This is a genomic window from Gilliamella sp. B3464 (genome assembly GCF_026536145.1).
Lineage (GTDB): Bacteria > Pseudomonadota > Gammaproteobacteria > Enterobacterales > Orbaceae > Gilliamella.
Window position 1 is genome coordinate 50368 of record NZ_JAFNOQ010000002.1, and the last position, 15544, is coordinate 65911.

15 protein-coding genes are annotated in these 15544 nt (G+C 37.2%); 11 read left to right on the forward strand and 4 right to left on the reverse strand.

Annotation, left to right across the window (positions count from 1 at the left end; genetic code table 11):
* The first annotated feature begins 15 nt into the window (after nucleotides 1-15).
* The 3 genes from rsmI (at nucleotide 16) to moeA (ending at nucleotide 3504) form a co-directional block, all read left to right on the forward strand.
* A complete protein-coding gene (gene rsmI / locus J3U57_RS02595) occupies nucleotides 16-843 on the forward strand; it encodes a 16S rRNA (cytidine(1402)-2'-O)-methyltransferase (RefSeq protein WP_267343876.1) in 828 nt (275 codons plus the stop codon).
* Between the two features lie 185 nt (nucleotides 844-1028).
* Nucleotides 1029-2120 (forward strand): redox-regulated ATPase YchF, encoded by a 1092-nt coding sequence (gene ychF, locus J3U57_RS02600; RefSeq protein ID WP_267333016.1) that lies wholly within the window; start codon nucleotides 1029-1031, stop codon nucleotides 2118-2120.
* 157 nt (nucleotides 2121-2277) lie between these two features.
* Entirely contained in the window at nucleotides 2278-3504 is a 1227-nt protein-coding gene (gene moeA / locus J3U57_RS02605) for a molybdopterin molybdotransferase MoeA (RefSeq protein ID WP_267333017.1), read from the forward strand.
* On the opposite strand, the gene J3U57_RS02610 is transcribed toward moeA, so the two are convergent.
* The 4 genes from J3U57_RS02610 to folB all read right to left on the reverse strand — a co-directional run bounded on the left by J3U57_RS02610 (nucleotide 3496) and on the right by folB (nucleotide 5582).
* A complete protein-coding gene (locus J3U57_RS02610) occupies nucleotides 3496-3924 on the reverse strand; it encodes an EamA family transporter (protein WP_065633385.1) in 429 nt (142 codons plus the stop codon). The genes moeA and J3U57_RS02610 overlap by 9 nt on opposite strands.
* Nucleotide 3925: 1 nt before the next feature.
* Nucleotides 3926-4132, reverse strand: coding sequence for a hypothetical protein (locus tag J3U57_RS02615; protein WP_065633386.1), 207 nt, complete (start codon nucleotides 4130-4132; stop codon nucleotides 3926-3928).
* A gap of 63 nt (nucleotides 4133-4195) precedes the next feature.
* Nucleotides 4196-5188 (reverse strand): MBL fold metallo-hydrolase, encoded by a 993-nt coding sequence (locus J3U57_RS02620; protein WP_267343875.1) that lies wholly within the window; start codon nucleotides 5186-5188, stop codon nucleotides 4196-4198.
* 22 nt (nucleotides 5189-5210) lie between these two features.
* Complete coding sequence (gene folB, locus J3U57_RS02625; protein ID WP_267333019.1) at nucleotides 5211-5582, reverse strand: dihydroneopterin aldolase; 372 nt, start codon at nucleotides 5580-5582, stop codon at nucleotides 5211-5213.
* A 95-nt stretch (nucleotides 5583-5677) separates the two neighbouring features.
* Between folB and rsmE the strand changes: the two genes are divergently transcribed.
* The 8 genes from rsmE to J3U57_RS02665 all read left to right on the forward strand — a co-directional run bounded on the left by rsmE (nucleotide 5678) and on the right by J3U57_RS02665 (nucleotide 15477).
* A complete protein-coding gene (rsmE, locus tag J3U57_RS02630; protein WP_416379646.1) occupies nucleotides 5678-6409 on the forward strand; it encodes a 16S rRNA (uracil(1498)-N(3))-methyltransferase in 732 nt (243 codons plus the stop codon).
* A gap of 194 nt (nucleotides 6410-6603) precedes the next feature.
* Nucleotides 6604-7554: a glutathione synthase gene (gene gshB, locus J3U57_RS02635; RefSeq protein WP_267333021.1), complete on the forward strand. Its 951-nt coding sequence runs from the start codon at nucleotides 6604-6606 to the stop codon at nucleotides 7552-7554.
* A gap of 8 nt (nucleotides 7555-7562) precedes the next feature.
* Nucleotides 7563-8015 carry a GNAT family N-acetyltransferase gene (locus J3U57_RS02640; RefSeq protein WP_267333022.1) on the forward strand — a complete coding sequence of 151 codons (453 nt, stop codon included), beginning with the start codon at nucleotides 7563-7565 and terminating at the stop codon, nucleotides 8013-8015.
* Nucleotides 8016-8034: 19 nt separating this feature from the next.
* A complete protein-coding gene (locus J3U57_RS02645; protein WP_267333023.1) occupies nucleotides 8035-8592 on the forward strand; it encodes a YqgE/AlgH family protein in 558 nt (185 codons plus the stop codon).
* Between the two features lie 3 nt (nucleotides 8593-8595).
* Nucleotides 8596-9006: a Holliday junction resolvase RuvX gene (gene ruvX, locus J3U57_RS02650; RefSeq protein WP_267333024.1), complete on the forward strand. Its 411-nt coding sequence runs from the start codon at nucleotides 8596-8598 to the stop codon at nucleotides 9004-9006.
* A 100-nt stretch (nucleotides 9007-9106) separates the two neighbouring features.
* Nucleotides 9107-10144: a phosphoribosylformylglycinamidine cyclo-ligase gene (gene purM / locus J3U57_RS02655; protein ID WP_267333025.1), complete on the forward strand. Its 1038-nt coding sequence runs from the start codon at nucleotides 9107-9109 to the stop codon at nucleotides 10142-10144.
* 336 nt (nucleotides 10145-10480) lie between these two features.
* A complete protein-coding gene (gene nifJ, locus J3U57_RS02660) occupies nucleotides 10481-14023 on the forward strand; it encodes a pyruvate:ferredoxin (flavodoxin) oxidoreductase (protein WP_267333026.1) in 3543 nt (1180 codons plus the stop codon).
* 266 nt (nucleotides 14024-14289) lie between these two features.
* Nucleotides 14290-15477 (forward strand): pyridoxal phosphate-dependent aminotransferase, encoded by a 1188-nt coding sequence (locus J3U57_RS02665; RefSeq protein WP_267333027.1) that lies wholly within the window; start codon nucleotides 14290-14292, stop codon nucleotides 15475-15477.
* Nucleotides 15478-15544: the final 67 nt, after the last annotated feature.

Genomic DNA, 15544 nt, shown 5'->3' on the forward strand with positions numbered 1-15544 from the left:
ATGTGACTTAACATAATGACTTTATATATTGTTGCAACCCCTATCGGTAATCTAGATGATATTACGCTCAGAGCAATTGAAACACTTAAAAGTGTTGATCTTATTGCGGCCGAAGACACCCGCCATAGTGGTTTACTTTTACAGCATTTAGCGATTAAAGCTAAACTGTTTTCTTTACACGATCATAATGAACAGCAAAAAGCCCAAATTTTGATTGAAAAACTTAAATCAGGAATATCCATCGCATTAATATCCGATGCAGGTACGCCGTTAATTAATGATCCGGGCTATCATTTAGTCAAAGCTTGTCGTGAAAATAATATCAACGTCGTGCCTATTCCTGGCGCTTGCGCAGCAATTGCCGCGCTCTCGGTTGCTGGTCTTCCTTCTGATAAATTTAGTTATGAAGGATTTTTACCGGCTAAAACGAAAGCACGACAAGACAGTTTGGTTAAGCTAGTTAATCAATCACGCACAATGATTTTTTACGAATCGACGCATCGTTTGTTAGATACATTACACGATATGCAAACGGTTTTTGGTCATGAAAGAATGATTGTACTTGCCAAAGAACTGACTAAAACTTGGGAAACCATAGTCAGTTACCCTGTTGCAGAGTTAATTAATTGGTTGAATGAAGATACTAATCGTCAAAAAGGTGAATTTGTTTTGATTGTTGAAGGTCACACTAAAAGCGATGAGGATATCGATGCAAACGTGATTAATACCTTAAAATTATTGCAAAAAGAGTTACCGCTAAAAAAAGCGGCTGCCATAACAGCTGAAATTTATGGGCTTAAAAAAAATCAACTTTATCAACTCGGTTTAACAGTCGAGAATTAACCATAAACAAATAGCGATATATGTCTTACTTGTTGCAATCAACTAAAGCGCGGTTATTGAATAAACCTACGAATAATTTTGCTAACTTTGCATTCAACATGAAGAACATTGGCACAATCGGCACGATTTAGTATATAATTAGCCTCTATTTTCAAGCTATTTTAGAATAAAAGGTAATTAAAAGTATGGGATTTAAATGTGGTATTGTCGGACTACCAAATGTTGGCAAGTCAACTCTTTTTAACGCATTAACTAAAGCAGGTATTGAAGCAGCTAACTTTCCATTTTGTACAATTGAACCCAATACTGGTGTTGTACCTATGCCCGATCCACGTTTAGATGAATTGGCTAAAATTGTAAAACCACAGCGCACGTTACCCACAACAATGGAGTTTGTTGACATTGCCGGTTTAGTGAAAGGCGCATCAAAAGGTGAAGGTTTGGGTAATCAATTTTTGGCTAATATTCGTGAAACTGAAGCTATTGGTCATGTGGTTCGTTGTTTTGAAAACGACAATATTATCCATGTTGCTGGTAAGATTGATCCCGCAGAAGATATCGAAATTATCAATACTGAACTAGCACTTTCCGATCTTGAAGCCTGTGAACGTGCGATAACTCGTGTACAAAAACGAGCTAAAGGTGGAGATAAAGAGGCCAAATTTGAGTTAGAAATCCTTGAAAAATGTTTACCACATTTAGAGCAAGGAAAAAAATTATTACTTTTAGACTTAAGTAAAGAAGAACTCGAAGCGATTAAATACCTAAGTTTTTTAACGTTAAAACCAACCATGTACATTGCCAATGTAAATGAAGATGGTTTTGAAAATAACCCATATTTAGAAAAAGTGAAAGCTATAGCTGCTCAAGAAAAATCAGTAGTGGTACCGGTCTGTGCTGCTATTGAAGCAGAATTAGCCGAACTTGACGATGCCGATCGTGATGAATTTATGCAAGACCTTGGTTTAACTGAACCTGGGCTTAATCGAGTCATTCGCGCAGGCTACAGCTTACTTAATTTACAAACCTATTTTACAGCGGGCGTTAAAGAAGTTCGCGCATGGACGATTTCGGTCGGGGATACCGCCCCACAAGCAGCCGGTAAAATTCATACCGACTTTGAAAAAGGCTTTATTCGCGCACAAACTATCGCTTTTGATGATTTCATTAAATATGGTGGTGAACAAGGCGCAAAAGAAGCTGGTAAAATGCGCTCTGAAGGTAAAGATTATGTCGTACAAGACGGTGACATTATGAATTTCTTATTTAATGTCTAATCCTGCTTATATCGTCGCCATTAGGCGACGATTTGTTAAACGAATTTAACCATAACTTGATAACAAATCATGTTTTTATTAAAAGCTATTTACTAGTTAACTCTTCTTGTTAGTGAATAACAAAATGGATTTTTAAAATTAAACAAGGCTCATTTTTATGCTACTCACTTTTGAACAAGCCAAACAAAAAATTCTGCAAGCCGTATCGTCCATAAAATTACCCAATTGTGAGCAAGTGAGTTTGCTTGACTCCCTCGATCGGATAACGGCAAAACCAGTAATATCGCCGATGAATGTGCCAAGTTTTGATAATTCAGCCATGGATGGTTATGCGGTAAGATTATCGGATATTGAACACGCCAAAAATCTACCAGTAGCAGGCGTTATTTATGCAGGCGATGATGTTGACAATCTTCATTGGCCGAAAGGCACATGTTTACGAATTATGACAGGTGCGGCCTTACCTAATGAGGCCGATGCCGTTGTCATGCAAGAGCAAACCGAAAAATCGGATTTAGGGATTAGATTTTTAAATGAAGTAAAAAGCGGTGATAACATTCGTCGATGCGGGGAAGACATAAAGAAAGATGCCATTATCGTTGAGTGTGGCACTAAATTAACCATACCAACCCTATCAACCCTTGCAACCCTCGGAATTAATCAACTTACCGTATTTAAAAAATTAAACGTCGCTATTTTTTCTACTGGTAACGAATTAACCTCTATTGGTGAGCCTTTATCTAATAACGCTAGTATTTATGATAGTAACCGTTTCACCTTAAGATTATTATTACAAAAACTAAACTGCGAAATTATCGACTTTGGTATTATTCCTGACGATCCCATGCAAATCAAACAGGCGTTATCTAATGCCGCTAAACAAGCTAATTTAATCATCACAAGTGGTGGAGTCTCGGTTGGTGATGCCGATTATACCAAAATGGCTTTAGAACAATTGGGCGAAATTGATTTTTGGAAAATTGCCATCAAACCCGGAAAACCGTTTGCACTGGGTAAAATTGGCGATGCATTATTTTGTGGATTACCGGGTAATCCGGTTTCAACATTAGTGACTTTTTATCAATTAGTTCAACCAATAATTTTAACCTTAAGTGGACAACAACGCTCATCGATCAATACATCTTTTACCGTCAAAACTGCCTGTGATTTGAAAAAAAGTATCGGCCGCATGGATTTTCAACGCGGCAAACTTTACCTTGATGATCAAGGTGAGCTAGCCGTTACCACAACTGGTCAACAAGGATCGCACATAACACAATCGTTCAATCGCGCTAACTGCTTTATTTTGCTTGAACAAGAACGAGGCAATGTTAAAAAAGGCGAACGTGTTACCGTTGAGCTATTTAATGCACTACTAAAATAGTGCAACTAAAATTGCACCAGCGGCAATCATTAAAACGCCAATACTGGCAAGAAAGGAAATTTTTTCACCAAATAAAATGACGGCAAAGATAACAGCAAAAACAACACTTAGCTTATCTATGGGGGCAACTTGAGATACTTTGCCCTCTTTAATTGCCATAAAATAAAACAACCAAGATAGAGCGCCAGCAATACCACTAAGTGCAATGATAAATAACGCTTTTTTGTCATTCAAAAAAGTACTTATCAAATTTAGTTTACCTTGTACTACCACAACGCCCACTAAGAAGATAGCCATTACAATTGCACGAATAGCCGTTGCCGTGTTGGCATCAAGATGTTGTAAACCAATTTTACCTAAAATAGCGACAAAAGCAGCCGAAATTGCCGATAATAATGCATAAATGAGCCAAGCACTCATGTTAATACCTATCTATTTGAAACAAATACTGCTGATTATTACCGTTAGTTTCACACTGTTGTGATTTATTCATCACACCACGGCAATCTTCTAAAACGCCATGTGCTTTTGACCAATGGTATTTTTTGCCTTCATCATTTTTGCCACCACAACCAACTAAAGTTAAACTCATGACTAAGCATGACAACGCAATAAGATTAGATTTCATATGTTTCCTCAATATTCTAGGCCAATGGCTTTTTTAATTTATTTATGTTATTGGTGATTAATATTATTTTAATTCATAATTCTCGGGATTAATAGCTAAACTACCGCCTATTTTCAATAAATAAAACTGACGCGAGTGCTTAAGTGAGCTTAATAGTTCAGGAGGTTCATCTAATGGATCATCGGCTAATTCAAATGTTCCCCAATGAATAGCTATGGCAGATTGACAATTAAGTTCATCATATAACTGCACTGCTTGCGCGGGATCGATATGCTGTGATTGCATAAACCACCTTGGCGCATAAGCACCGATTGGAATTAAGGCTAAATCAATTTTGCTAAAACGTTCATTAATTTTTTTTAAACTGGGTGAATATCCGGTATCGCCCATAAAATAAACTGTCTTAGTTAAGCCATCACAATTAGACTGCATCATCCAACCACACCATAATACTTTATTGGTATCAAATAGTCCTCGCTTACTCCAATGCTGAGCCGGCGTGGCAGTAAACGTAATATCATTTATGTTAATTGAATCCCACCAATCCAATTCTATAACATTTTGTGCGCCCCATTTGATTAATTTATTTTTCAATCCTAGCGGAACAAGCAGTGTAACATTAGCAAACCGCATAATAAGCTGTTTAATGCTAGTAAAGTCAAGATGATCATAATGATTATGCGAAATAACAATAAAATCAAGCTGAGAAAGCTTATCAATACTTATTGCTGCTGGGGTTAAACGTTTAGGCCCCATCGATTGTGAAGGTGATGCTCGCTGTGAAAAAATAGGATCGGTCAATATTATTTTGTTATTTAAACGGATTAATGTTGTTGAATGCCCTATCCACCAAACGCGGTCACCGATCAACGTTAAATCTATATTTTCACACCACGTTTGTCTAAATGCATCGTACCCCATTTTGGGTGGTAAAACTTTTCGTTGTCGATGCCAACGCCAAATATCCCGCAATTTTATTTTAAATGGTTGTTCATTTTGAAAACCTTTAGCGGTTCGATGGTATTGATTAGAAATGGCATCAGGTGAATTGTTCATAATAAAATCTATACTTGTGTTATTAAAAACGAGATGTCCGTTCAATCACAACCGCTACATTAGTTGCATTAGCAATTGCGCTTGGTTTGGAGACTTTAATTTTTATCCATTTCACGGCAAATTGTTGGATGATTAATTGTGCAACACGCTCAGCAACACTTTCAATTAATTCAAATGCGGTTGAAGTGATAAAATCTGTTACAGCTTGACTCACTTTAAAGTAATCCAAACAAAGTGCAACATCATCATGTTCGCCAGCAGGTTGATTATCCCATGCCATTTCTAGATCAAGTATTAGTTTTTGTTTGATGGTTTTTTCCCACTCATATACGCCAATTGTTGCTAATGTGGTTAATCCTTCAATTAATACCCTATCTTTGCTCTGTACACTCATTATCTCAAATTCCGAAAGCTTAATTGCGTGAAAATAGAGATTACCGAATATTGAGAATTTACGCTATAATTTATTGCAAATAATATTAAATAACGATCATTATGACCCGAATTTTTCAACCCTATACGCTTTCGCAAAATAGCCTAATAGAATTAAATAATGACGCTTTCAATCATCTTATTCGTGTATTAAGAATGAAAGTCGGTGAAGAGATTACCCTTTTTGATGGTTCAAACCACATCTTGCCCGCGACCATACACGAGATTAATAAAAAATCTGTAAAGGTAACAACAAAGGATTTGATTTTAGATGATCGTGAATCACCATTAAATATCCATTTAGGACAAGTCATATCTCGTGGCGAAAAAATGGAGTTTACTATCCAAAAATCAGTCGAGCTAGGTGTTGCAAGTATTACACCTTTACTTTCTGAACGTTGTGGAGTCAAACTCGATGAGGAACGGCTGGAAAAAAAAGTACAACAATGGCAAAAAATCGTGATTTCTGCTTGTGAACAATGTGGACGTAATATCATTCCTAAAATAAATCCAGTTGTAAAATTAGAAAATTGGTGTGCAAATTTAACTGACGGACTAAAACTTAATCTTCACCCTAAAGCTAAGCAAGGTATTAATCAATTAGCGTGCGAACATAACACCCTCAATTTACTTATTGGCCCGGAAGGTGGGCTTTCAGATGACGAAATAAATTTGACTCATCAATATCATTTTACTGACCTATTACTAGGACCACGAGTTTTACGCACCGAAACAGCGGCGCTAACAGCCATAACTGCATTACAAGTTCGTTTTGGTGATTTGGGATAATCAATAAAAAAGCGTGATAATAAATGTTTATTTGCATCTCATTGAGTAACGAGTATGATAGTTGCCAGCATAATTAAATGCTATTTTATAACGCCATTTATCAACAATGTTTCAAACATACCTTATAAACGGTATAAAATCGCACAACGTAATATCGTGTTAGTAAAACCAATAAAAATCAGTAAGGAGTTACCATGATTAAGCTTGGTATTGTAATGGATCCAATTAGCCAAATAAAAATAAAAAAAGACACCAGTTTTGCCATGTTACATGAAGCACAAAAACGAGGCTACCAACTTTTTTATATGGAAATGAACGACCTGTTCTTACTAAACGGTGAAGCTTATGCAACCACTCGTACTTTAACCGTTCATAATGATAACTCTCACTGGTTTGATATGGGAGATGAACAAACGCTGCCATTAAGTGAACTCGACGTAATATTAATGCGAAAAGACCCACCATTTGATACTGAATTTATCTACGCAACTTATATTCTAGAACGGGCTGAAGCAAAAGGTGTACTGGTGGTGAATAAACCACAAAGTTTGCGAGATTGTAATGAGAAGTTATTCACTGCATGGTTTGCTGAATTTACGCCAGAAACACTCGTTACGCGTCAAACCAATCAACTAAAATCGTTTTATCAAAAATACGGCGATATTATTTTAAAACCCCTTGATGGTATGGGCGGTGCCTCGATTTTCAGAATAAAAGCGGGCGATCCTAATGTCTCGGTAATTATTGAAACACTTACAGAACATAATAGCCGTTACTGTATGGCTCAAACCTACATACCGGCTATTAAAGATGGTGATAAACGTGTTTTAGTTGTTGACGGTGAACCCGTTCCTTATTGTTTAGCCAGAATCCCTCAAAAAGGCGAAACCAGAGGTAATCTTGCTGCCGGTGGTCATGGGGAAGTTAGAGCATTAAGTGAAAGTGATTGGCAGATTGCTAAAAGCATAGCACCCGTATTAAAACAAAAAGGTTTACTGTTTGTTGGTTTAGATATTATTGGTGATAAACTAACTGAAATCAATGTAACAAGTCCAACCTGTGTACGTGAGATTGAATCTGAAAACCCCAAACTTTCTATTACCGGTATGTTAATGGATGCGATTGAACGTCGATTAAATAAGTAGAGAAAAAAATGATTAGAGAATTTCAAAGTAAAGATTTAGACACAGTGATGAATATATGGCTTGAAGGTAACCAACAAGCACATAGCTTTATTGATCCGCAATTTTTTAAACAAAATTATGACATTGTCAAAATGTTAATTCCGATGTCAACGGTGTATGTACAAGATCTTAACGGTGTTAAAGGTTTCATTGGCGTAACCGAAAATTACATCTCGGGTCTCTTTGTTGTACCTGAATATCGTGGGCAAGGCATTGGTAAAGCGCTAGTTGAAAAAGCTAAGCAGCGCCATAGTGAGTTACTAGTACATGTTTATAAGAAAAATAGTTCTGCAATTAACTTTTTTTTATCGCAACAATTTGAAATTATAAACGAATCAATCAATGAAGAGAGTAACGAACCTGAATTATTGATGCGTTGTAATATCCAACATCATGTAAAAATTGGCAAATGTGCATTATAAACTATAGAAATGTGAGCATATGAATTTAAAAAATCATTTTATCGTGGCAATGCCAACTATCACTGAGCCAACATTTAGTCGATCTGTTGTATATATTTGCGAACATAATCGTGATGGGGCAATGGGGATTGTTATCAATAAACCAATACAAGATCTTAATGTCGCCGCAGTCTTAGCTCGCCTTGAAATTACCGCAAGTAAAAACTGTGCTGAACTTGAGCATCCTGTTTTTGCTGGTGGGCCAATAGCTGAAGAACAGGGATTTATTTTGCATACGCCGCAACAAGGGTTTGCATCCAGCATAAAAATTTCGGATGATATAATGATTACCACATCGCTTGATCTACTAAAATCAATCGGTTCGCCTGAGCAACCTAAAGATATGTTTTTAGCATTAGGTTATTCTGGGTGGCAGTCACTGCAATTAGAAGCTGAAGTAGCACGTAATGATTGGTTAGTGACAGATGTTGATCCAAAAATTATTTTTGAATCCGCAATTGAAGATCGTTGGCAAAAAGCAGCGCAATCACTCGGTATTAACATAAATACGATTTCGCACCAAATGGGAAATGCATAATAAATGGCAACAATAATTGCATTTGATTTTGGAACTGCGAGCATTGGCGCTGCGATTGGGCAAGATATTACCAAAACAGCGAATCCATTATGCGCTTTTAAAGCGCGTGATGGTATTCCGAATTGGCAAGCAATTGAAAAAATGTTAAATGAATGGAAACCTGACTATTTGGTTGTAGGCTTACCACTTAACATGGATGGGACTGAACAACCGTTAACTGCTCGAGCACGTAAATTCGCTAATCGTTTGCATGGTATGTTTGGTTATCAAGTCCATCTACAAGATGAACGGCTATCTACCGTTGAGGCAAAATCTCATATTTTTGCTTCTCGTGGTTATAAAGCGCTGGAAAAGGGGCATGTTGATGCAACATCAGCAATTATCATTCTAGAAAGTTGGTTTGAAGCCAATTAATTATGTTAATTAATTGGTTATTTCATATAATTATAGATCGCCATTCCATTGCTTCCTTGCTAAAATATCAGCAATTTTTCTATTGTAAGGATTACTCCTCGTGTCAAATAACAACTCTCTAAGTTATAAAGATGCTGGCGTTGATATTGATGCCGGTAACGAACTCGTTAATCGAATCAAATCAGTAGTAAAAGCGACTAAGCGCCCAGAAGTCATGGGGGGTTTAGGCGGATTTGGTGCACTATGTGCAATTCCGCAAAAATACAAAGAGCCTATTTTAGTATCTGGAACAGATGGCGTTGGTACTAAACTCCGTCTGGCTATGGATTTAAATCGACATGATGCAATTGGCATTGATTTAGTTGCGATGTGCGTTAATGATCTTATTGTGCAAGGTGCAGAACCGCTATTTTTCCTTGATTATTATGCCACAGGTAAACTTAACGTTGATGTAGCAACTACAGTCGTCACAGGGATTGCTGAAGGCTGTAAGCAAGCGGGGTGTGCATTAGTTGGCGGTGAAACAGCTGAAATGCCAGGCATGTATCATGGTAATGATTATGACTTAGCAGGATTTTGTGTGGGTGTTGTTGAAAAAACGGAAATGATTGATGGCAGCAAAGTACAAGATGGTGATGCGTTGATTGCTTTAGCATCGAGTGGGCCACACTCCAATGGCTATTCGCTAGTACGGAAGATTATCGAAGTGAGTGGGGTAAATCCAGCAAAAACACAATTAGAAGACAAAACGCTGGCCGATCACTTACTTGCACCAACAAAAATCTATGTAAAATCGATTCTAAACTTAATTACGCAAATTGATGTGCATGCCATAGCACATATCACTGGTGGTGGATTTTGGGAAAACATTCCGCGCGTTTTGCCCGACAATACTCAAGCGATAATTAATGAAAACAGTTGGCAATGGCCTGCAATCTTTAATTGGCTACAGCAGGCAGGTAATGTGGATCGTCACGAAATGTACCGAACATTTAACTGTGGAGTTGGATTGATTATTGCGCTACCTAAATCACTTGCAGCTAAAGCCATTACCATACTCAATAATCAAGGTGAAAAGGCTTGGTTACTCGGTGAAATTAAACACTCAACGTCAAACGAACGTGTAATAATAAAATAGCCAAGTGGTTAACACTATTATTATCCAACCATACAGGTTGGATAATAATATGCAATAGGTAAAACGTAGTAGAGAACCACCCTCATTATTAGAAGGTTTTATCGTTAAGTTGATAAATCACCAACAGGTATTTTTTATTGCCTATTGAGGTGATTAATTATGCCCTTTTTTAAATTTTCAACTATATTAATATCGATTTCAGTCACTCAAAAATTCAAAGAGTTAAACAAAAAATTTAACATAAAAATAACGAAAAGCTATCTTACTTTCTGGTACAATAATATTAATTATTATAACTAAGTAATGTCATAATACTCTAGAATACAAGGTTTTTTAATGATCATATCAGATGCTAATAGTGCGGTATCTTCCGTTGCTTATCGTGCAAACGAAGTCATTGCTATTTATCCAATAACACCAAGTTCATCAATGGCAGAACAAGCTAGTACATGGGCTGAATTCAATAAACCTAACGTGTTTGGGGATATCCCTAAAGTGGTTGAAATGCAATCTGAAGCAGGCGCGATTTCAACTGTGCATGGCGCGTTAATGACAGGTGCATTAGCTACCTCATTTACCTCATCGCAGGGTTTGCTACTGATGATTCCATCCCTGTATAAAATCGCTGGGGAACTGACACCATTTGTTTTACACGTTGCTGCACGTACCGTTGCGACTCATGCTCTATCAATTTTTGGTGATCACTCCGATGTGATGTCAATCAGACAAACTGGTTTTGCGATGCTCTGCTCAAGCTCGGTACAAGAAGCACAAGATTTAGCATTAATCGCGCAAATGGCAACCTTTAATAGTCGTGTGCCTTTTGTCCACTTTTTTGATGGGTTTAGAACCTCACATGAAGTCAATAAAATCTATCCACTGACTGACGAAGATATCCATCAACTTTTACCCCATGAAGCCATTAAAGCTTACCGTTCTCGAGCTTTAACACCGGATAAACCGGTTATACGAGGTACATCAGCTAACCCAGATACCTTTTTCCAATGCCGTGAAGCAGTCAATCCTTATTACAATAACACTTATCAGCATGTTGTCGATGCGATGGACGCTTTTGAACAACAAACAGGTCGAAAGTATCAGCCATTCGAATATTATGGTGCTAATGATGCCGAGCGAGTAATAGTTATCATGGGTTCGGGTGCAAGTACTAGTAAAGAAGTCGTTGATTATTTGAATAAAAATGATGAAAAAGTGGGTGTGGTAATTGTTAGGTTATATCGCCCTTTTTCCGCCAAACATTTTCTGGAAGTTATTCCGACTAGTGTTAAAAAAGTGGCGGTATTAGATAGAACTAAAGAACCCGGTGCTCAAGCTGAGCCACTTTATTTAGATATAATGACAGCTTTTGCAGAAAGCTTTAGTCAAGGCGAACGAAGCAATATACCCAAAATAATTGGTGGACGTTATGGTTTATCATCAAAAGAGTTTGATCCTTGCTGTGTTCTGGCTATTTTTACAGAACTACAATTAGAAAATCCTCGCCCTCGTTTTACTGTGGGTATTTATGATGATATTACCGGTTTATCGTTACCCTTACCTGAAAAGTCTATTCCTCAAAAATCTGCACTTGAAGCACTATTTTATGGGCTTGGCAGTGATGGCACAGTGTCGGCAACAAAAAATAATATCAAAATTATTGGGGATAGTTCGCCCTTTTATGTTCAGGGATTTTTTGTTTATGACTCTAAAAAAGCAGGTGGCTTAACGACTTCTCATTTACGTGTTAATTTAGAACCGATAGACTCGCCTTATTTAATTACGAGTGCACACTTTATCGGTTGTCATCAAGATCAATTTATTGATAAATATCAGATTGTTGAAAAACTTAAAGATGATGGCATTTTTTTACTCAATACCCCTTATAGTAAAGATGAAATTTGGCATCGCTTACCGAAAGAAGTTCAAATACAATTAATTAAAAAAAGAGCGCACTTTTATATCATCAATGCAGCTAAAATAGCACGTGAATGTAATTTAGGTGCAAGAATTAATACCGTAATGCAGGCGGCTTTTTTTCATCTTTCAGAAATATTTAAAAATGACTTCAGTATTGCTCAATTAAAAGAAGTCATTGCCAAAAGTTACAGTAGTAAAGGGCAAGAATTAGTTGAAAATAACTGGAAAGCGCTTGATTTAGCTATCGCGTCACTCGAACAAATCCCATTAAGTTGTGTCGATGAAAGTAGCACATCACGCCCAGCTATTGTGCCATATAACGCACCTGATTTTGTTAAAATGGTTACAGCAACAATGCTAGCAGGACTTGGTGATAGCTTGCCTGTATCGGCTTTTCCCCCTGATGGCACTTGGCCAACCGGAACAACAAAATGGGAAAAACGTAATATTGCTGAAGAGATACCTATTTGGCAACCCGAGCTTTGCACGCAATGTAACCACTGTGCGGTTGCTTGCCCACATGCAGCCATTCGAGCCAAGGTTGTAGCGCCAGATGATATGATTAATGCACCTGAGTCGCTTAGTTCGCTCGAAGTGAAAGCACGTGACATGAAAGGTCAACGCTATGTATTGCAAGTTGCGCCTGAAGATTGTACAGGTTGTAATTTATGTGTTGAAGTTTGTCCTGCCCGAGATCGAAATAACTTCGATATTAAAGCAATTAATATGCGTCCGCGTATTGAAAACCTCGATACCCAGCGAATTAATTATGACTATTTCTCGGCGTTACCCGATCGTGATATAAAAACGCTTGAACGTATTGATATCCGTACGTCACAATTACTAACACCGCTATTTGAATACTCGGGAGCATGTGCAGGCTGTGGTGAAACACCTTATATTAAATTGTTAACCCAGCTCTATGGTGATCATTTAGCCATTGCCAATGCAACCGGCTGCTCATCGATTTATGGTGGAAATTTACCTTCTACGCCTTATACTACCGATCGTAGTGGTCGTGGACCCGCTTGGGCTAACTCATTATTTGAAGATAATGCTGAATTTGCTTTGGGTTACCGTATTACTTATGATCAACATAAAAAACGCGTTTTACGATTATTAGAGCATGTTGCCGGTGAAATCTCACCCGAAATTACCCTAGCCTTACAATCAGCAGATGTTTCGATTGCAGATAAACGCGCACAAATTGCTATATTACGTGAACAATTAGCACACTTGGATTCGATCGAAGCTAAAGAATTAATGCAAGATGCAGACTATTTAATTGATAAGTCAGTATGGGCTATTGGTGGCGATGGTTGGGCTTATGACATTGGCTTTGGTGGGCTTGATCATGTGATGAGTTTAACTGATAACGTCAATATTTTAGTATTAGATACACAATGCTACTCAAATACAGGTGGTCAGCAATCGAAGGCAACACCAATGGGTGCAGTATCTAAATTTGCCGATCTAGGGAAACACAAAGCACGTAAAGATTTAGGCATAAGTGTAATGATGTATGGTCATGTATATGTTGCGCAAATAGCATTAGGTTCTCAGCTCAATCAGACACTTAAAGCGCTGCAAGAGGCCGAAGCCTATGATGGACCTTCACTTGTTATCGCGTATAGTCCTTGTGAAGAACATGGCTATGATCTGGCTAAATCACATGAACAGATGAAAGATTTAGTCAAATCGGGATTCTGGCCTCTTTATCGGTATGATCCACGCCGCGTAGCAGAAGGAAAACCAGGTTTAGTATTAGACTCTAAATCACCAAATAGTGAATCATTGTCAGATATCCTACTGAAAGAACAACGATTCCGACGATTAGAGACATTAGAGCCGGCTGTTGCGAATACTTTACATGAACGATCAACAAAAATGGTTAACTCGAAGTATAAGTTTTTGCAGATGTTATCAACCTATTCAGATATTGAAACGCCTGCTGATAGTTAACTAACCTTATCAAGGTTAACCAAAATTAACTGCGCTTATTTATCATTGTTAAATAAGCGCAGTATTTAAAAAAGATTTAATTGTGCAAAAAAGCACCAATAGAGTGCATTTTAACATTTCCCCTACTCACACTTACCAATACAATAAATACAAATGTTCTTGACTTAGATAACAAAATTAAGCATTACATAATCGGCAATTGAAACTGGTATAAATATTGCATCAAACTATTACCGACAGAAGATCAACTAATGGTGAGGTGAATAATGGATGCAAATTTAAATATTAGCCGTCGAAGTTTATTAACATTCTCTGGTGCGGCAATTGCTGGTTTATCAATAAATCAATTACTGTCCAAAGCCCATGCTCAAGAAGTGCAAAAATCGATCGCTTTTTCATTGCCCATGCTTGATACAGTTGTAACACCTGATGCAAATAATCCAGTAAGGCTTAACTTTAATGAGAATGCTTTAGGTATGTCACCTTCAGCCAAACAAGCAGCAATTGATGCAGTTCCTAAAGCTAACCGTTATGCTAAAGCGGAGATGCCGATTTTAAGTCAGTCATTAGCAGAACATCATAATGTCAGTGAAAAACAGATACTCTTGACTGCCGGTTCATCAGAAGGTATTAGAAGCACCATCGCTGCTTTTGTAAAACCCAATACTCAGCTAGTTATACCTGAACTTACCTACAGTGATGGAGAACAATTTGCTAAAATTTTTAATTTAAAAATAACCAAAGTACCTTGTTTAAATGACTGGAAAATTGATATCAACGGGTTAAGAAAAGCCGTTGAAGCTCATCAAGGATTCTCAATAGTTTATTTAGTTAACCCTAATAATCCAACTTCTACTGTGTTTGGTTTACCTGAAATTGAATCATGGGTAGCCAGTAAACCTAACAATACTATTTTTATTTTTGATGAAGCATATGCCGAATTTGTCAATGATCCAACCTTTAAGTCTGCCGATAAATTTATTACACAAGGTTACGAAAATATTGTATTACTTAAAACATTTTCAAAAATACACGCAATGGCGGGATTACGTGTTGGTTATGTTGTTAGTACCGAAGTTCACATACAAAATATTTCACAATATGTCGCAGGTGAAAAACTTAATTATTGTGGTGTTTGTGCTGCTTTGGCTTCGATGAAAGATAAACAATATCTGACTTATTCCAAAAAAGCTGTTGATGTATCGAGGGAAATTATGGAAAAAACATTATCAGACCTTGGGCTACATTATCTTAAATCAGAAACAAACTTCATATTTCACCAAACGCCAATTGATTTGAAGAAATATCGTGAATTGATGAAACAAAAATTTATATTAATTGGTAGAGATTTTGCACCAGCTACAAACTGGTGTCGAATATCACTTGGAACACCAGGTGAAATGCTTTATGTGGCTAATGTAATGCGTGAATTGAAAGAACAGGGAAAAATTTAATTTAGCAATGCTCAAAAATAATAAAGCTCTCGAAATCAGTTAACTTAGAGAGCTTTTTAATTTATTA